This window comes from Kerstersia gyiorum (assembly GCF_004216755.1).
GTDB classification, from domain to species: domain Bacteria; phylum Pseudomonadota; class Gammaproteobacteria; order Burkholderiales; family Burkholderiaceae_B; genus Kerstersia; species Kerstersia gyiorum.
Map to the genome: position 1 here is coordinate 283,682 of NZ_SGWZ01000004.1, position 16,766 is coordinate 300,447.

General features: G+C 61.5%; 17 protein-coding genes and 1 pseudogene. 13 read left to right on the forward strand and 5 right to left on the reverse strand.

All coding sequences use genetic code 11. The annotated features are described in order from the left end of the window. Positions 1–23 precede the first annotated feature (23 nt). Positions 24–1,625, forward strand: coding sequence for a phytoene desaturase family protein (locus EV679_RS13190; protein WP_130487460.1), 1,602 nt, complete (start codon positions 24–26; stop codon positions 1,623–1,625). A 211-nt stretch (positions 1,626–1,836) separates the two neighbouring features. Here the strand turns inward: EV679_RS13190 and EV679_RS13195 are convergent, their stop codons facing one another. Beyond that, positions 1,837–2,808 carry an AraC family transcriptional regulator gene (locus EV679_RS13195; protein WP_068369809.1) on the reverse strand — a complete coding sequence of 324 codons (972 nt, stop codon included), beginning with the start codon at positions 2,806–2,808 and terminating at the stop codon, positions 1,837–1,839. A gap of 174 nt (positions 2,809–2,982) precedes the next feature. Between EV679_RS13195 and EV679_RS13200 the strand changes: the two genes are divergently transcribed. The 6 genes from EV679_RS13200 (at position 2,983) to phaP (ending at position 8,534) form a co-directional block, all read left to right on the forward strand. After that, complete coding sequence (locus EV679_RS13200; RefSeq protein ID WP_068369806.1) at positions 2,983–3,597, forward strand: flavin reductase family protein; 615 nt, start codon at positions 2,983–2,985, stop codon at positions 3,595–3,597. 229 nt (positions 3,598–3,826) lie between these two features. Next, positions 3,827–4,576 carry a transporter substrate-binding domain-containing protein gene (locus EV679_RS13205; protein WP_068369804.1) on the forward strand — a complete coding sequence of 250 codons (750 nt, stop codon included), beginning with the start codon at positions 3,827–3,829 and terminating at the stop codon, positions 4,574–4,576. 340 nt (positions 4,577–4,916) lie between these two features. Continuing rightward, on the forward strand, positions 4,917–5,753 hold the full coding sequence (locus EV679_RS13210) for an EI24 domain-containing protein (RefSeq protein WP_068369800.1): 837 nt from the start codon (positions 4,917–4,919) through the stop codon (positions 5,751–5,753). A gap of 60 nt (positions 5,754–5,813) precedes the next feature. Continuing rightward, on the forward strand, positions 5,814–6,638 hold the full coding sequence (locus tag EV679_RS13215; protein ID WP_068369796.1) for a competence/damage-inducible protein A: 825 nt from the start codon (positions 5,814–5,816) through the stop codon (positions 6,636–6,638). A gap of 159 nt (positions 6,639–6,797) precedes the next feature. Further along, positions 6,798–7,613 (forward strand): IclR family transcriptional regulator, encoded by an 816-nt coding sequence (locus tag EV679_RS13220; RefSeq protein WP_068369793.1) that lies wholly within the window; start codon positions 6,798–6,800, stop codon positions 7,611–7,613. Positions 7,614–7,967: 354 nt separating this feature from the next. Next, a complete protein-coding gene (phaP, locus tag EV679_RS13225; protein WP_068369790.1) occupies positions 7,968–8,534 on the forward strand; it encodes a TIGR01841 family phasin in 567 nt (188 codons plus the stop codon). 221 nt (positions 8,535–8,755) lie between these two features. On the opposite strand, the gene EV679_RS17920 is transcribed toward phaP, so the two are convergent. Both EV679_RS17920 and EV679_RS18015 read right to left on the reverse strand, forming a co-directional pair. After that, entirely contained in the window at positions 8,756–9,118 is a 363-nt protein-coding gene (locus EV679_RS17920; protein ID WP_242611501.1) for a hypothetical protein, read from the reverse strand. 37 nt (positions 9,119–9,155) lie between these two features. Next, positions 9,156–9,374, reverse strand: a pseudogene (locus EV679_RS18015) (SulP family inorganic anion transporter); the annotation flags it as partial. Positions 9,375–9,440: 66 nt separating this feature from the next. Between EV679_RS18015 and EV679_RS13240 the strand changes: the two are divergent. The 5 genes from EV679_RS13240 to EV679_RS13260 all read left to right on the forward strand — a co-directional run bounded on the left by EV679_RS13240 (position 9,441) and on the right by EV679_RS13260 (position 12,300). Beyond that, entirely contained in the window at positions 9,441–9,683 is a 243-nt protein-coding gene (locus EV679_RS13240; protein WP_130487535.1) for a hypothetical protein, read from the forward strand. 13 nt (positions 9,684–9,696) lie between these two features. Continuing rightward, positions 9,697–11,037, forward strand: coding sequence for an NAD(P)/FAD-dependent oxidoreductase (locus EV679_RS13245; RefSeq protein WP_068369785.1), 1,341 nt, complete (start codon positions 9,697–9,699; stop codon positions 11,035–11,037). 11 nt (positions 11,038–11,048) lie between these two features. Beyond that, positions 11,049–11,414 carry a DUF5368 domain-containing protein gene (locus EV679_RS13250; protein ID WP_068369784.1) on the forward strand — a complete coding sequence of 122 codons (366 nt, stop codon included), beginning with the start codon at positions 11,049–11,051 and terminating at the stop codon, positions 11,412–11,414. A 35-nt stretch (positions 11,415–11,449) separates the two neighbouring features. Further along, positions 11,450–11,827: a carboxymuconolactone decarboxylase family protein gene (locus tag EV679_RS13255; RefSeq protein WP_130487463.1), complete on the forward strand. Its 378-nt coding sequence runs from the start codon at positions 11,450–11,452 to the stop codon at positions 11,825–11,827. 101 nt (positions 11,828–11,928) lie between these two features. Further along, positions 11,929–12,300 carry a DsrE family protein gene (locus EV679_RS13260; RefSeq protein ID WP_068369780.1) on the forward strand — a complete coding sequence of 124 codons (372 nt, stop codon included), beginning with the start codon at positions 11,929–11,931 and terminating at the stop codon, positions 12,298–12,300. 485 nt (positions 12,301–12,785) lie between these two features. Here the strand turns inward: EV679_RS13260 and EV679_RS13265 are convergent, their stop codons facing one another. Continuing rightward, entirely contained in the window at positions 12,786–13,700 is a 915-nt protein-coding gene (locus EV679_RS13265; RefSeq protein WP_130487464.1) for a LysR family transcriptional regulator, read from the reverse strand. A gap of 267 nt (positions 13,701–13,967) precedes the next feature. Between EV679_RS13265 and EV679_RS13270 the strand changes: the two genes are divergently transcribed. Further along, a complete protein-coding gene (locus tag EV679_RS13270; RefSeq protein ID WP_068369776.1) occupies positions 13,968–15,485 on the forward strand; it encodes an acetyl-CoA hydrolase/transferase family protein in 1,518 nt (505 codons plus the stop codon). Positions 15,486–15,688: 203 nt separating this feature from the next. Here EV679_RS13270 and EV679_RS13275 read toward each other — a convergent pair whose 3' ends face one another. After that, positions 15,689–16,735: a quinone-dependent dihydroorotate dehydrogenase gene (locus EV679_RS13275; protein WP_130487465.1), complete on the reverse strand. Its 1,047-nt coding sequence runs from the start codon at positions 16,733–16,735 to the stop codon at positions 15,689–15,691. Between the last annotated feature and the right edge of the window lie 31 nt (positions 16,736–16,766).

The window sequence follows — 16,766 nt, forward strand, 5'->3', positions numbered from 1 at the left end:
ACTGGAAGGACAGGAGACAAAGCATGAATAAGAATCCTGACGCCGATATTATCGTCGTCGGCAGCGGCATGAATTCGCTGGTCTGCGCGGCGTTGCTGGCGCGGCGCGGCATGACGGTCACGGTGCTGGAACGCAATCCCGTGGCCGGTGGCTGCATCCGCACCGAAAGCCTGTATCCCGGCTATACCCATGAAGTCCTGTCGAGCTGGTATCCGCTGTTCATGGGCGGGGCTGCCTATGCCGAGCTTGCCGAACCCCTGAAACAGGCGGGCGTGGAATTCGTTTCCTGCGACTACAGCACCGGCGTGGCCATCCCGGGCGGCCCTGGCCTGGCGTTGCGCAAGGACATCGCCGATACGGCGGCTCGCATGAATGCCTTGGCAGCCGGGGACGGCGACGCTTTTGCCGCCATGGCCCAGCGCATGTTTGGTGACGACGCCGGGCTGGTATTCGGCCTGATGGGTAACGACCCCTACAGCTTTTCGACAGCCAGGCTGTTGTTTGGCGAATGGCGCAAGCGCGGCCTGGACGGTCTGATGGCCTTCGGTTCCGAAGCGCTGGAAAGCCTGCGGCGCTGGGCGGACCGCTCGATGAACGGTACGATCAACCGCGCCATGCTGGCGCCGTGGGTGTTGCATGGCGGCCTGGGGCCGGATGAGGCATCATCGGCCCTGATCGGCAAGCTGACCTGCGCCGCCGTGGTGGCGGGCGGCATGCCCGTCGTCAAGGGAGGCGGCGCACGTTTGGTCCAGGGGTTCATCGACATCATCAATACGGCCGGTGGCACCGTGCAGACTTCCATGAATGTCGAGCGTGTCCTGGTGGAGCGTGGCCGAGCCGTCGGTGTCCAGGCGGGCGGCCAGACGCTGCGCGCCAGGCGCGGCGTGGTCTGCAACGTGACGCCGGGGCAACTGTACGGGCAGCTCCTGAATGGCGCTCCCGAAGTCCGGGCGGCAGCGGAGCAGGCCAAACGCTTTCGTCACGGGAGAGGCGGCATGCAGGTGCATTTCACGCTGGACCGTCTGCCGGATTGGTGTGAACCCGAACTGCGTCACGTGCCGATGGTGCACGTGACGGAAAGCCTGGAGCAGGTCTGCCTGTCGGTTACCGAGGCCAGTAACGGCTGGCTGCCGGCGCGGCCTACGCTTGCCGTTGGGCAACCGGTGGCGGTGGATGTCACGCGTGCGCCGGAAGGCGGCTGGATACTCTGGGTACAGATGCAGGACATACCGTCACGCTTGCGCGGCGATGCTGCCGGGGAAATCGCCATTCCAGCAGACGGACGCTGGAATGAAGCCGTCCGCGAAGCCTATGCCGACCGCGTTCAGGCCCGGCTGGAAACTGTGATGCCCGGGCTGGGCCAATCCATCCTGGCGCGCCAAGCGTTCTCGCCGGCCGACCTGGAAGCCTGGAATGTCAATCTGGTGGGGGGAGATCCTTATTCCGGTGTGTGTTCGCCGGACCAGTTCTTCTGGATGCGCCCGTTTGCCGGGGTCAAGGCAGCGCGCACTGGCCGCACGCCGGTGAAAGACCTGCACCATATCGGCGCGTCCGTGCATCCCGGCCCCGGCCTGGGCGGACAATCGGGCTATCTGGCGGCCAAACGCATCATGGGCAAGAGATAGGGCCCCCACGCTGCGCCTTCGGCGTGCTGCCCCCAGGGGTGTTTTTGTCTTGGGGCGGCCCGTGACCCGTCCTGCCCTGGATTGACACCTCCGGACCGGTATCCGTAGCGATGCTACGGACTGAGCACCCGATGAACTTCAGCGGGTGTTTTGCATTGTCGGGACCGATCATTCTGATAGCAGTCGTTGCCGTGGGCAGCGGCGAACGGGCTCAGGCATGGCGGCGTTGCAGGCTGGCGCTGGGGGTTTCACCAAAGCGTTGGCGATATTCGGCGCTGAAGCGGCCCAGGTGGGAAAAGCCCCAGCGCAGCGCGATGGTGGAAACGGAATCGGCTTGATGCGGGTCGAGCAGGTCGCGGCGGGCCCGCTCCAGGCGTATGCCGCGCAGATACTGCATCGGGCTGATGCCGCAATACTCGCGGAAGCCCGCATACAGGCTGCGCAGGCTGACGCCGGCAAAGTGGGCCAGGTCTTCGCCGCGCACGGCTTCATGCGCATGCTCCTGCAAATAAGTTTCCACACGCTTGATATGGCGCGGCAGAATGCGCTGCGTGAGGGCAGGGCTGTCGTCGAGCTGGCGGTGCGGGTGCAGGCTGAGCAGCGTGGAAGCCGCCAGTTGTTCGATCTGCGTCAGCAGCAAGGGGGAATCGGCGCCTCCGCCCTGGGTGTGGGCGCAATCCAGCAGGTAGCGCATCATGCGCTTCCAGGGTGCGCTGGCATGGGCTTCGAAACGTACCGGAAAGCTGACGCTGCGCGGCGTCTCTGTACCGTCCATGGCGGCGGCCAGGCCCTCGACCAGGCTGCGCTCCAGCTTCAGCATGACCTGGTCGCTGTCGCCGCGCCAGCGCATGTCTATGTCTTCGTTGGGGTTCAGCAGCGTGGCCGTGCGGACGTTGGAATCCACTTCCTCGTTGCCGCAACGTACCTGGGCCGAGCCATAGAGGGGAATCTGCACAAGATAAAAGCCGGCCAGGTGTTCAGGCTGGATGCGTACATCCGCGCCGTAACACAGGCGGCTCAGCGTAATGCGGCCAAAATCGGCGTGACGGACGCGCGTATCCAGGGCCTGCCCGGTGTGCTGCATGCACAGGCGGTGCGGCTTGAGCATATTGCTCACGGCAGCCTGTGCCTGGTCCAGGTCACCGTAGGCGTGGTCTTCCCAGTGGCTGAGCATGGTCTGCATGGTGAAAGTCCCTGTCTGGGCAAGGTGGCCTGGCAATCCGGGGCTTGTCGCGTCGCCGGCACCAGACCCGCTGCCGGGCCATGGTGAAAAGGTTATTTTAGTTGTAAAGTATTTGCGTGGGCATCGGGGTTTCCCGGTGTTTTGGATGGAACAACAGTGGAAAGCAGCAGAAAAATGGAAGATCGCAACTATCACTATTACGAAACTGCCAACGGCCATGGGCTCAAGCACGACCCTATTGCTGCCATCGTCGGGCCTCGTGTGATCGGGTGGATAGGCTCCCGTTCCACTGAAGGCAAGCTGAACCTGGCGCCGTACAGCTTTTGCAATGTGTTCAATTACCGTCCACCGGTCATCGCCTTTTCCAGCGTGGGCTACAAGGACAGCGTGCGCAACGCCATAGAAACAGGGGTGTTTACCTGGAACCTAGCCACCCGTGTGCTGGCTGAAAAAATGAACCAGACCAGCCTGGAGCAGGATGTCCGCGAGTTCGAACTCGCCGGCCTGACCCCGCTTACCGGACGCCTGGTAGACGCGCCCCGGGTCGCGGAAAGCCCCGTATCGCTGGAGTGTCGCCTGACGCAGCATTTCCGCATGACGAACGCCGCAGGGCAGGAACTGGATACCTGGATGGTGCTGGGCGAAGTCGTCGCTGCCCATATCTCGCGGCATTGTCTGGTCGACGGGGTTTACCAGACTGCGCTACCCGGCCCGATCCTGCGCGGAGGCGGCCCGGGGGATTACTTCGAAGTATCAGAAGCAACAAAATTTTTCATGCGCCGTCCCTGAACGAATGTCCGGCTGACGTCGCTCCTGGGGACTTTCCCGCATTTTTGTCGCGCTGCACAAAAAGTGCTTGCCTATACGGAAAAATCTGGAAGAATAGGTTCATCACCGACGGGCCATGTTGCATTGCATCGTAACCTTGCGGTGATCCGGGAACAGGCTTTCCAAGAGACAGCAGGACAGGGCGGACCGGCGCAGCCCGTGCCCTCCATGCCCTGGCAAGGAGACGACCGTGCAGGAAAAAGAAAAAAAAGCAGCAGTCCTGGCGCCCAGCGGCACGCTGCGCGCCGCCATCAACCTTGGCAATGCGGTGCTGGCCGGGGTCACGGACAAAGGCGCGCTCAAAGGCGTGACCGTCGACCTGGCTCGCCGCCTGGCCAGCGAGCTGGGCGTGCCCCTGGAACTCATCGCCTGCCAGGCCGCGCGTGAATCGGTGGCGCTGGTATCCGGCGGCAAGGCCGATGTCGGGTTTTTTGCCATAGATCCCCAGCGCAGTGGCAGCGGCATCGCGTTTACCGACCCCTATGTTCTGATCGAAGGCTGCTACGCCGTGCGGCGCGATTCTCCTCTGCAGGCCAATGTGGATGTTGATGCCGAGGGCATAGATCTGGTTGTTGGCCAGGGCAGTGCCTACGACTTGCATCTGTCACGCACGCTCAGGCATGCGCGCCTGGTCCGTGCGCCCAGCCCCCGGGCTGTGCTCGACATCTTCCTGGAAGCCGGCTACCCGGTCATGGCGGGCGTGCGCCAGCAACTGGAAAAAGATCGGGATCACGTACCGGGGCTGCGCCTGTTGCCGGGGCATTTCATGGTCATTCCCCAAGCGATGGGCGTGCCGCAGGCGCGTGGGCAGGAGGCGCTGGCCTATCTGCAGGGCTTCATCGAATCCTGCAAGCTGGATGGCTTTGTGGCCCAGTCCCTGGACCGTCACGGCATGCGCGGCGTTTCCGTCGCACCGGTAGGGGAATGGCTGGCAGCCTGAACCACAGGCGCCATCCATCCACTGCCGGCCCTCTCCGATCCTGCCCGGCGGCGGGGTCGTCGGGCAGGATGGCAGCGTTAGCCGCTGTCGCCTGTCCTGTGGGCCACTGTCGCCCTCGTGCCCTAGGGCGTTACGCCGCGCTGTTGCGATTCTTGCTCGCAGTCTGGTCATGTGGCGCCGTAACGATGCGGTGCAATAACGACGCAGTGCCGTAACAATGCCGTGCCGTAACATTAGGCAACGCTTCCCTGACGCGACGGGTGTCGGCGCGCGCGCGGGCGACAGAAGAGCCGTGCCCTGATCAGGGATAATGGCAGCAGTTTGCCAGGCAGGAGCCATCATGTCAGATCCCTACCGTCATCAGTCCCTTCCCATCGAGTCTCCAGCCGCCGCCTCTCCGCGTGAGGCGGCAGGCCCGGCCGCGCTGGCGCAAGCCTTCCAGCGCGCATTGGTGTCGTTATGGCACCCGCGCATGCTGCTGGCGCTGCTGCTGCCTTTCATCATCATGGCGGTAGGGGCGGTGTTGCTGGTGTGGTTCGCCTGGACACCGGTCAGCCAATGGTTGATGCAGCAGCAATCGAGCTGGTCGGCACTGGAAAACGCAGACGCCTGGCTGACGGGCATCGGCCTGTTCTCGTTGAAAGTCTGGCTGACGCCGCTGCTGGCCGCCTTGCTGCTGTTGCCGCTGGCAGGCCTGCTGGGCCTTTTGATTGCCGCCGTGTTCATCACCCCGATGGTGATGTCGCACCTGGAAAAGACGCGCTACCCCGGCCTGCAACGCAAAGGCCGGCATGGTTGGGCGCTCAGCCTGTGGAATGCTTGCTGGGTCGGGACGGTCTTCTGCGTGGGCTGGGTCGTGACCTTGCCGCTCTGGCTATTGCCGCCCGCAGGCATGGTGCTGTCCATCTTCTGGTGGACCTTTGCTTTTACCCGCCTCATGCGCGTCGATGTACTGGCCGAACATGCCAGCCCGGACGAGCGCCGCTTGCTGTTGCAGCGGCAAGGCAAGGGGTTCTGGTATGCCGGCCTGATCTGCGCGCTGCTCAACCTGCTGCCGCCCGCATGGCTGGTGCTGCCGGTCTATTCGGCACTGGTTTTCGGCCACTATGGCATGGAAGGTTTGTCGCGCCTGCGCACCGGATCGGTGCATGGTCAAGGCGGCGTGAGGAGCCTATGATATGCAGTCATCAGCGGGCATGCGCAGCGTGTGCCCTGGATTGAACCCACGGATGCACATATGACGCAAGAGTTCCCGGCACGGCGCTTTTCCCTGATTATCGTCGGCGATGAAATTTTGTCCGGCAGGCGCGAAGACAAGCACCTCAGCAAGGTCATCGCCTTGCTGGGAGAGCGCGGCCTGTCGCTTTCCCATGCGGAATTCCTGCCGGATGATTTCGATACCCTGGTCGAAGCCTACCGGCGCAGCTTTGCCCGTGGCGACATCGTATTTTCCTGCGGCGGCATAGGCGCCACGCCGGATGACAAGACTCGCCAGGCGGCCGCCCGGGCGCTGGATGTGCCCCTGGCGCTGCACCCGGAAGCGGTGCGCCTGATCACCGAGCGCTGCGCCGAAATGGCCGAAAAGGGCTCGGGCAGTGCAGACATGAACACGCCGGAGAACCAGCAGCGCCTGCAAATGGGTGTTTTCCCGGAAGGGGCGGAAATCGTGCCCAACCCGTATAACCGCATTCCCGGTTTTTTCATCCACGACCACACCTTCCTGCCCGGTTTTCCGGTCATGGCATGGCCGATGATCGAATGGACGCTGGACTACCGCTATGCTGATTTGCAGCACCGGCAGAATCGCGTCGAATACTCGTTCCTGGTTTTCAAAATGCCGGAGTCCCGCATCACGCCTGCGATGGAAGAAGTGGAGCGTCGCTGGCCTGGCGTCAGTGCCTTCAGCCTGCCGACGGTCGGGGATGGCCAGGGCACCATGCCGCATATCGACCTGGGCGTGAAGGGCGAGCCCGAAGCCGCGGCCCAGGCGCTGGCCTACCTGCGTGACGAAGTGGTACGGCTGGGCGGGCTGTTGCAGGCGCCGGCAGCACATCAGGCCTGACGGCGGCAGTTTCGTTCCCATGAACGGCATTCATGGGAACGTGTGAAAAATCGTTGTGTTTTGCATGGCATTTTTTCACGATATGAGATTAAAATAAAAAATTGCTGCACCGCCGCATGCGCTATTCCAGCTGCATGGACGTCTTTGCCGATAAGAAAAATGACTCGACCCTCAGTCAAGCTGTCGCCGGGTGACCAGGCGTCCCAGCCCGAATCGTCCGGGATCGCCATTCAGGTACTGGAACGCGCCATGCGCTTGCTCGATGCGCTGGCCGCCCAGCCAGACCCTATCTCGCTGAAAGACCTGTCTCATGCCACCGGTCTGCACCCTTCGACTGCGCACCGTATCCTGCATGATCTGGTGCAAGGCCGCTTTGTCGAACGTGTCGATAGCGGCATGTACCAGCTCGGCATGCGCCTGCTGGAATTGGGCTCGCTCGTCAAGGGCAGGCTGGACGTGCGCGAGGCCTCGATTGCTGCCATGCGCAATCTGCATCGCTTGACACGCCAGACTATCAATCTTTCGGTGCAGCAGGGCGATGAAATCGTCTACATCGACCGCGCCTGGAGCGAACGCTCCGGCATGCAGGTCGTGCGTGCCATTGGCGGCCGGGCGCCGCTGCACCTGACTTCCACCGGCAAGTTGTTCCTGTCCATGGTAGACAGCCGGCAGCTGCGTTCCTATGCGATGCGTACAGGGCTGGCGGGCAATACGCGCAACAGCATCACCAGCGTGGATGCGCTCGAGCAGGAGCTGGCCAAGGTCAAGCGCCTCGGGTATGCGCGAGACAACGAAGAACTGGAGCCCGGTGTTTGCTGCATTGCCGCAGGAATACGTGACGACAGCGGCAAGCTGGTCGCCGGTCTGTCCATTTCCTCGCCAGCGAGCCGCATGCAGGACGAGTGGCTGGACTTGCTGGTGCAGGCGGCGGACAGCATTTCGTCGGCGCTGGGTTTCGAGCCTGAGCACAGCTGAAAACGACCAGGCAGGTTCTGCCCGCAGTCCCTGGACGGAACGCGTAAGTGATTTTTTCAAAAGGACAAAATCAGCCCGCGTGACGGTCCACTGGCGCGAAAGTGGCGTGAATGCTGGCGCTGCGTGATGCATGGCGAAAATTTGCAGCCAGGCTGTAACAACTCGGTCATGCCCACGTCGTTGACATTAATGAAGAAATGTATAAAATTCAGTTTGTGCAGCGCAACAACCGGCTGATCAGGCCGGCAGGTGTGGTAAGCGCGCTGCCTATCGCTACGATTCGCTGAGATTCACGTATTCCAGGGTCAACCTTTTCCGTCTCTGCCAGGAGAGACGGTAATCCAGGAGATAAGCATGAGCGCCATTCCGCAACAATTCGCCGCCGGCCAAAAGTCGGCTGTTGACAGCATCGTCAACTTCCAACAATCCCTGTTCGGCGGCTTCGAGAAGCTGGTTGAACTGAACCTGAAGACCGTGCGTGCCTCGCTGGACGAAGCCGCACAACTGGCGCAGCGTGCCCTGGAAGTCAAGGATCCGCAACAGGCCGCCGGTCTGGTGTCCGGCCTGGCCCAGCCCTCCGCCGACAAGGCGCTGGCCTACAGCCGCCAGGTTTACGACATCATCGCTTCGGTGCAGGGCGAACTGACCCGCCAGGCTGAAGCCCGCGTGGCAGAGCAACAGCGCTTCGTGTCCGAGCTGGTCGAGCAACTGAGCAAGAATGCCCCGGCAGGCTCCGAGCATGCCCAGGCACTGCTGAAGTCGGCCCTGGCTTCGGTCAACGGTGCCTATGACACCTTCTCCAAGGCTGCCAAGCAGGCTGCTGAAGTTGCCGAGAAGAATGTGCATGCTGCTGCCAATGCGTCGTTCCAGGCTGCTTCCGAAGCCGCCGGCGCCGCTGCCAAGGCTGCCAAGGTCGCCTGATCCGCTATCTGCAGGGTTCAAGAAAACCGCTGCTCCGGTTTATCCGGAGTGGCGGTTTTTTCATTTCACCAAGGCTCCAGCACCTAACTTCACTGGACTACATCGAAGTCGCAGTCGATGCGGAGCGACTTCCTGGTGTTGGCAGGGATGGTGCACAGTCTTGGCTTCATCGTGGCCGTCACGGTGGCTATCGCACCGTGAAACAACAACCCAAGGCTGGCTCAAGCCAGGCTTTCAGGGGCCAGTTTGGCGATGGCCTGATAGTGCGTGAGGTGGATGCGGCCATCAAGGTAGCGCACATTGGCGAAATACAGGCTTTCGTCGATGCGCAGTCCCAGCACATGTGCGCTGGTGCGCACCGGGTGCCGCAGCACGTTGCGGAAATGCTCGGTACCCGGCTCTTGCCCCACCACAGCGATGTGGGGACGGCTACTGCGGTATAGGTGCAACACCAGGGCTAATCCCACCCCAGTCACTAGGCCGATTTCCACGCCAGCTAGCAAGGTGGCGGCCAATGTGGCTGCCACTACCGAGAAATCGAAGCGCGAGTAGATCCACGTCCGCCGCAGCGGGCCCAACTGCAAGCGTACAGCTGCTGCCCAGGACCGCGTAGGCTAATAGCGGCAGTATGCTGGCGTACAGGCCAGTTTGAGGTGGCAGGCCGGCCAACAGGGCATAGGCCAGGCTTTGCGGGATCAGCATTAGCGTGACGACGCCAGCGGCCAGCAGGTCGCCGATGAACTGGTTCCGGTTGTAGCGTCGGCCCCACGTCAGGATAGGAAACCAGCGCCGAAAGCGCTTTGGCTGTGTGGCATGTGGGCGCTGACGTTGTGTTTGCATGCCAGGGTCTCTTTCAATATCAATTTTTATAGTTTATATTTTTATATATTGATAGTCGAAAGGCACATTTCCAGTAAGCAAACCACGCCCGAACAACTGCGCGAACATGCAGGTAAAGCCTGTGCATTGCTCAAGGCGCTTGCCAACGAAGACCGATTGATGCTCTTGTGCCAGACCGCTTTAGGACGGCAGAACGTGGAGGAACTGGAAGGGGCCACGGGTATCCGGCAGCCCTCTTTGTGTTTGGCCAGCGATAACGTCGTGTGCATCATGCGCACACTCTGGAATATCTATTGCGCCCCGACGTGACGGGGCTGACACCATGACAAGAGCAAAAGACCTCATTGGAGACATCGCATTTGATCGTCGTCGGGCATTGCTGATGCTGGGCACTGCATGCGCCGCGGGCTCGACATGTTCAGCGAATGCTGCCCGTGCGACGGGCAAGACGCCGACCAAGGCGCGTATCGTCATCGCGGGCGCCGGCGCAGCGGGCCTGACTGCGGCTTCGCGCCTGGCTGCCGCGCTCGACGGCGCCCAGATTACCCTGATCGACGCACGCAAGGAACACTTCTACCAACCGGGGTTCACGCTGGTCGGCTCAGGCATCAAGCCGGTGAACTACGTTACGTCCTCCACCGCCGACTACGTGCCAATGGGGGTGGAACAGGTTCAGGAGCGCGTGGCCGAGTTCGACCCGGAAGGCAACCGCGTCGTTACTGAAAGTGGAAAAGCCTACCCCTACGACTTCCTCATCGTCGCCACCGGCATGCAGCTGGAATACGGCTTGATCGAGGGCATGGATGACAAGCTAATCGGTCAGAACGGCATCGGCAGCATCTACCACAGTCCGGCGGGAGCGCTGGCCACCTGGCAGGCCATGTCTGCGTTTGCTGACCGGGGTGGCCGTGGTGTGTTCATGCGCCCCGCCACCGAGATGAAGTGTGCGGGCGCTCCTCTCAAGTACACCTTCGTGACCGAGGATTACCTGACGCGGCGCGGGCAACGTGGCAAGGCTGAGGTGGTCTACAACGCGAACAACAAGGCATTGTTCAGCGTGCCCATCGTCTCGGAGAAGGTGCGCATGCTGTTTCAGGCGCGTGGCATCAAGATGAACTATGACCGCGTACTCAAGGCCATCGACCCGGGCAGGAAGATCGCCACCTTCAGCACACCCGATGGCATGGAGGAGCAGAACTACGACTTCATCCATGTCATCCCGCCTATGCGTGCGCCGGAGGTTATTCGCAATAGTCCACTTCCGTGGCAGACGGGTGCCTGGTCCGTCGAAGGATGGCTGGAGGTTGACCAGGGCACGCTGCGCCATGTGCGCTATCGCAACGTCTTCGGCGTGGGCGACATCGCTGGCGTGCCCAAGGGCAAGACGGCAGCCAGCGTAAAGTGGCAGGTGCCGGTGGCAGTCGATCACATGGTCGCGGAGATAGCAGGCAAGTCGTCGGAGGCCGTCTACACCGGCTACACCTCGTGCCCGCTGATCACGCGCCTGGGCCAGGCCATGCTGGTGGAATTCGACTACCAGAACAACCTGGTGCCGTCGTTCCCGGGCGTGATCGCACCGTTGGAAGAGCTGTGGGTCAGTTGGGTCATGAAGACCATGGCCTTGAAGCCAACCTACATCAGTATGCTGCGCGGTCGCGCCTGAGGAACCCCAACATGAAAGAACTTGATCCTTTGGTCTTGCTGGTGGTCTTCCAGGAAATGCTGGGTCCCTTGCTGTGGTTGCTCATGGCAGTGGTGGTGCTGGGCTTGCCGGCGTTCATTGTTCTACTGATTCGTGAGCGCGGCATCGTGTCGCGTCGCCTGGTCCGTTCGCAAGCCCTGGGCGTGATCGGCGGTGGCCTGGCACTGGTGCTGATGGCTCAAGTGTCATCATCCGGTTTCACCGATGCTGGCGGGCCTGCAGACTGGTTCCTTATTGCCCTGGTGTTCGGGCTGGGGCTTGTGGTTTCGACCCTCCTTTTCTACACCGTCGACGGCTGGTGGTCTCGACGCGGTATGTCCGCGCGGTCTTCGGTCTGATTTCAACCTGATATTTCTACCAATGAGGAGTTTCGATGACGAACAGCTATAAACAATTGACCCAGGACGTGATGGCTAATCTGGTGCCCCTGCATAAGGGTGTTCCGCAGGTTATGAAGGGTTTCGGCGAGATGGGCAAGTCTGCCATTGCCAACGGGGCACTGGACGCCAAGACGAAAGAACTGATCGCGCTCGCGGTGGGTGTGGCGGCACGCTGTGACGGTTGCATCGCGTTCCACACCAAGGCCTTGATCAAGCTCGGCGCCACCGAAGCCGAAGTCCACGAAGCGCTGGGCGTTGCCATCTACATGGGCGGTGGTCCTTCGGCAATGTATGCCTCGAATGCCGTAGCCGCTTTCAACGAGTTTTCGGCATTGGCCGGTAACTCGGGTGCAAAAGCCTCCGAGCAATAGCAAGTGAGAGAGTCGCAGATCGTGTTGATTCTGCCCCCTCATTGGAGGCGAAGGCGACCGGCGCCTCCCTATATCCACTTTGTACGATTTAGGACCTGACCATGCAAACCACTGATTTTGTTGCGACCGTTTTCGACGGAAGAAGCAACCCCAACAAGGTGACTGTGACCTTCACCATGGCCCTCAACGCACTACTCAAGGGCTACACCGCCACCATTATCCTGATGGTGGAAGCCGTCGAACTTGGCAAGCCGGGTGCTTGCGCCGGCATGGACATCGGCAAACCCTTCGAACCTGTTGCCAGTCTGTTGGACACGTTCCTGGAAAAGGGAGGGCGGATCGCGATCTGCGGCTCTTGCATGACCCACAACGGCATGACGGCTGAACAGATGGACCCACGATTCAGCATCATCAGTGCACCGGACGTAATTGATCTGTTGATGCAGGCCAAGGGGTCGTTACAGGTGACTTGACGTCAGCCTTGACATCGCCCCTGATTGCGACTCGATGAGTCCCCCTTCAATGCCGTAGTCGCCTGGCGCGTTGCCAGGCGTCCACGCTGGCCTGCTGGGCTTTCCGTGTGGCTCTTGATGAACCGACGCGATGTCTGGGCGTGGGGAGCTCCACCTAGTATCTCCGCGATGTAGCTGTTGGTGCAGCAGTCTCGCCGTCACCGTTGCAGCAGAGATCTATTGTTCCTACGGGATATAACTCAGCCGAGCCCAAGGGAAACGACGTCCCTGGTTGAAACGGGCGTGGGCATTGGTGAACTTGGGGCCTTAGTTTTAATCCGGGGATAATCCGGCCTAAGCCATTGACACACAATGGTTTAGGTTTATCAATCTGGCTGAAAGCTTGACGGCGGACATTTTTCATGGGTGTGCGAGTGGTCAGGGGTAGCAGGGGCAGAGCCGATTTCAGCAGTGCCCGGACATGCTCGGAGCCTACCAGGGCAAGGTCAGCTGGAAATGGGTTCGGCGCCCGTGCCGGAACGGTCATTCATGACTTCGTCGCAGACTTCCAGCCAGGCCCTGGCAGCATGGGATATATAGCGTTCGCGCGGCCAGATGTGGCCCACCTGCCATTTCAGGTCGGGTTTCACCAGCCGCATCAGGCACATGTCTGCGGTCTTCAAGCGTTTGATCAGGGGGTCGGGCAGGACTGCGTAGCCCAGTCCCGCTGATGCCATCGACACCAGGAAATCCCAGTGCGCGCTGTGGGTTGCCACTTTGGGCGTGAATCCCGCGCTGCGAAATGCCTGGCGCAACCGCCGGGTCAGGGCGAAATCTTCGTCCAGCATCAACAGCGGCAGTTCGGCCAGCTGTGCGAAGGGCAAGGTCTTGCGCCCACGTAACGGGGAGCGACCCGGCCCGACGACCCAGAGGGGGTAATCGCCGAAAGCCTGTGTTACCAGCTCCGGATGGTCGGCAGGCAGAATCGTGGCCCCGACCTCCAGCTCGCCGGACGCCACCAGCCGCTCCACTCCCTGGCCGGTTGCCTCGCGCAGTTGCAGGTCAATGGCCGGGTAGCGTTCACGGAACCGTTGCACGACCGGTGTGAACAACAGGTTAACCATGGGGGGAATGCCAACCGTCAGGGTGCCGCGCACCAGGCCGGTGGTTTCCTGGACTTCCAGCGCAATGCGCCGCATTCCGGCAAGGATTTCCTGGCCGCGCTCGTAGACGATCTGGCCCACATCAGTAGTATGCACACCGCGCGCTTCCCGTATCAGCAGGGGCGCGCCGATTTCATCTTCCAGCTGGCGCACCATCTTGCTGATGGTCGACTGGGTCACGTACAGCGCTTCGGCAGCCTGGGTAAAGCTGGCCCGCCTGACGGTTTCGACGAAGTAGCGCAAAGCGCGGATATCCATGCCTGTTTCCCATGAAAAAATAGAATGGCTGGGATGATATTAAGTCATAAACTGACTGGTCACCAGTGCCTATACTCGGCTCATCGGCACTGTTCAATGCCTGGTTCCCTGGAAAGAACGGCATTGCGCATACCCGCAAAAGGGCGTTGCAACCGCAATCAATTGCGGCCTGGGCAACGGAAGAATGTCGCCGGGAGACCTTCTTGAGAAGGCCAAGGTTGGGCTATCCCGGCCAGTAGCGATATCGGAATCAGGAGACACCACACTATGCATAGCGATCGTATCCGCCTTGCCTCCCTGAAGGACAAGATCGTATCTGCCGACGCAGCGGCTGAAATCTTCCGTGACGGCATGGTCGTCGGCATGAGCGGCTTTACCCGCGCCGGCGATTGCAAGGCCGTACCGCATGCGCTGGCGCGCCGCGCCGCTCGCGATCCTCTCAGTATCACACTGATCACCGGCGCCTCGCTGGGCCACGACACCGACAAGCTGCTGGCCGAAGCCGGCGTACTGGGTCGTCGCCTGCCGTTCCAGGTGGATACCACCCTGCGTCGCAAGATCAACGCCGGTGAAGTGAAATTCATCGACCAGCATTTGTCGGAAACCGTCGAGCAACTGCGCTCCGGCTTCCTGGGCAAGCTGGATGTGGCCGTGATCGAAGCCTGTGCCATCACCGAAGATGGCGGTATTGTGCCCACCATGTCCGTGGGTAATTCGGCCACCTTCGCCACGATGGCCGAACGTATCATCATCGAGCTGAACACCCAGGTGCCAGCGGCCCTGGAAGGCTTTCATGACATCTACCTGCCGGCAGAGCGCCCGAACCGCCAGCCTGTGCCGCTGACTGACATTGGCCAGCGCATCGGCAGCACCAGCATCAAGGTCGATCCGTCGCGTATCGTCGCCATTGTCATCACCGACCAGCCGGACAGCCCGTCCAACGTGCTGCCGCCGGACGAGGAAACCGCCGCCATTGCCGGCCACATCAATGATTACCTGCTCAATGAAGTCCGTCATGGACGGCTGACTCATTCATTGCTGCCGCTGCAGGCGGGCATAGGCACCATCGCCAATGCGGTACTGCACGGCCTGGTGGATTCGCCCTTCCACGACCTGACGATGTACTCGGAAGTGCTGCAGGACAGCACCTTCGCGCTACTGGATTCCGGCCAGATGAGCTTCGCTTCGGCGTCGTCCATCACGGTCTCCAAACCGGTGTACGAGCAGCTGATCGAAAACGTCGAAAAGTACCGTTCGCGCCTGGTCCTGCGTCCGCAAGAGATCAGCAACCTGCCCGAGCTGGTACGCCGCTTTGGCCTGATCACGCTGAATACCGCGCTGGAATTCGACATCTACGGCAATGTGAACTCCACCCACGTGGGTGGCACTCACATGATGAACGGCATCGGCGGTTCGGGTGACTTCGCCCGCAATGCCCATACCTCCATCTTCGTGACCAAGTCCATTGCCAAGGGCGGGGATATCTCCAGCGTGGTGCCCATGGTGCCGCACGTGGATCACTCGGCGCATGACGTCGACATCCTGGTGACGGAAACCGGTCTGGCCGACCTGCGTGGCCTGGCGCCGCGCGAACGCGCCGCGACCATCATCGAGAACTGCGTGCATCCGCTGTATCGCGAAGAACTGCGCGAATACTTCCGTGCCGCTTGCAAGCGTGGCGGCCAGACGCCGCACATTCTCGAAGAAGCCTTTGCCTGGCATACGCGCTTCCAGCAAACGCATAGCATGCTGGCGAATCAGGAGCATGAAGTCGCCGTTGTTTGAGACAGCAACGGTATTTGCCTAGCGCCCGGAGACGCTCCGGGGCTTTTATCGGCCGTCACTGTGTGGCGGCCGTTTTTTTTGTGCTGAAACCTGGGGTGGGGCTGGCGGAATCTCGGCTGGCGCCTGGGACAGGCGCGCGCGGTACGCTGCCGCGCGCGTTCTGTCTGGCTGGAAATCTATAGCTGCGGTATATCTGCCCTGTATCAGCCTTGTTGCAGGGCCTGGACGCACTCCTGTACCAGACCAGGGCCACGATAAATCATGCCGGTGTAGATCTGTACCGCCTGGGCGCCTGCTGCAATTTTTTCCTGGGCGCGCTTGCCGGAATCTATACCACCCACCCCGATGATGGCGCAGCCGCCAGCCAGGCGGGCATGCAGGCGCCGGATGACTTCCAGGGACAATTCATGCACGGGCGGGCCGGAAAGCCCGCCGGCCTCTTGTGCATGGGGCAGGCCTTCCACGGCGCTGCGCGACAGCGTGGTATTCGTGGCGATCACGCCATCCACGCGATGGCGTAGCAGCGTTTCCGCGATGGCATCTACTTCTTCTGTGCTGAGGTCCGGAGCGATCTTGACGGCCAACGGAACGTTGCGGCCGTGGCGGTCGGCCAGCGCCTGGCGCTTTTCCTGGAGAGCGGCAAGCAAGGCATCCAGCGCGTCGCCGCTTTGCAAGCTGCGCAGGTTCTTGGTGTTGGGCGAGGAAATGTTCACGGTGACGTAATCCGCATGCGGATAGACGCCTTCCAGGCCCAGCAGATAATCGTCCACGGCGCGTTCCACGGGGGTGTCGGCATTCTTGCCAATATTCAAGCCCAGGATACCGCCATGCTGGCGCCAGGTGCTGCGTTGTACGTTCTGGAGAAAAACTTCCAGCCCTTCGTTATTGAAGCCCATGCGGTTGATGAGCGCCTGGCCCTGCGGCAGGCGAAACATGCGCGGCTTGGGGTTGCCTGGTTGCGGGCGCGGCGTGACCGTGCCAACTTCCACGAAACCGAAGCCCAGGGCGCCGAGCGCGTCGATGCAGGCGCCATTCTTGTCCAGCCCGGCGGCCAGGCCCACGCCGTTGCGCAGTGTCAGGCCCATGAGCTCCACCGGCTTGCCGGCGCAGCGTTGTTCCAGCAGTGGGCGGGTGAGCTGGCAACGTTGCAGGCGCGCCAGGTTGCGCAGCGTAAGTTCGTGCGCGGTTTCCGCGTCCAGCGAAAAAAGGGCGCGGCGTGTCAGGGGGTAAAGCGTGGAGAGCAGGGACATGGCGGGCGGTCAGGAAGAGAACCTAGAATGA

Excerpts from the sequence above, each read along its gene's own strand:
- EV679_RS13190 (WP_130487460.1), top strand. The coding sequence starts at position 24 with ATGAATAAGAATCCTGACGCCGATATTATCGTCGTCGGCAGCGGCATG.
- EV679_RS13195 (WP_068369809.1), bottom strand. The coding sequence starts at position 2,808 with ATGCAGACCATGCTCAGCCACTGGGAAGACCACGCCTACGGTGACCTG.
- EV679_RS13200 (WP_068369806.1), top strand. The coding sequence starts at position 2,983 with ATGGAAGATCGCAACTATCACTATTACGAAACTGCCAACGGCCATGGG.
- EV679_RS13210 (WP_068369800.1), top strand. The coding sequence starts at position 4,917 with ATGTCAGATCCCTACCGTCATCAGTCCCTTCCCATCGAGTCTCCAGCC.
- EV679_RS13215 (WP_068369796.1), top strand. The coding sequence starts at position 5,814 with ATGACGCAAGAGTTCCCGGCACGGCGCTTTTCCCTGATTATCGTCGGC.
- EV679_RS13220 (WP_068369793.1), top strand. The coding sequence starts at position 6,798 with ATGACTCGACCCTCAGTCAAGCTGTCGCCGGGTGACCAGGCGTCCCAG.
- phaP (WP_068369790.1), top strand. The coding sequence starts at position 7,968 with ATGAGCGCCATTCCGCAACAATTCGCCGCCGGCCAAAAGTCGGCTGTT.
- EV679_RS13245 (WP_068369785.1), top strand. The coding sequence starts at position 9,697 with ATGACAAGAGCAAAAGACCTCATTGGAGACATCGCATTTGATCGTCGT.
- EV679_RS13250 (WP_068369784.1), top strand. The coding sequence starts at position 11,049 with ATGAAAGAACTTGATCCTTTGGTCTTGCTGGTGGTCTTCCAGGAAATG.
- EV679_RS13255 (WP_130487463.1), top strand. The coding sequence starts at position 11,450 with ATGACGAACAGCTATAAACAATTGACCCAGGACGTGATGGCTAATCTG.
- EV679_RS13260 (WP_068369780.1), top strand. The coding sequence starts at position 11,929 with ATGCAAACCACTGATTTTGTTGCGACCGTTTTCGACGGAAGAAGCAAC.
- EV679_RS13265 (WP_130487464.1), bottom strand. The coding sequence starts at position 13,700 with ATGGATATCCGCGCTTTGCGCTACTTCGTCGAAACCGTCAGGCGGGCC.
- EV679_RS13270 (WP_068369776.1), top strand. The coding sequence starts at position 13,968 with ATGCATAGCGATCGTATCCGCCTTGCCTCCCTGAAGGACAAGATCGTA.
- EV679_RS13275 (WP_130487465.1), bottom strand. The coding sequence starts at position 16,735 with ATGTCCCTGCTCTCCACGCTTTACCCCCTGACACGCCGCGCCCTTTTT.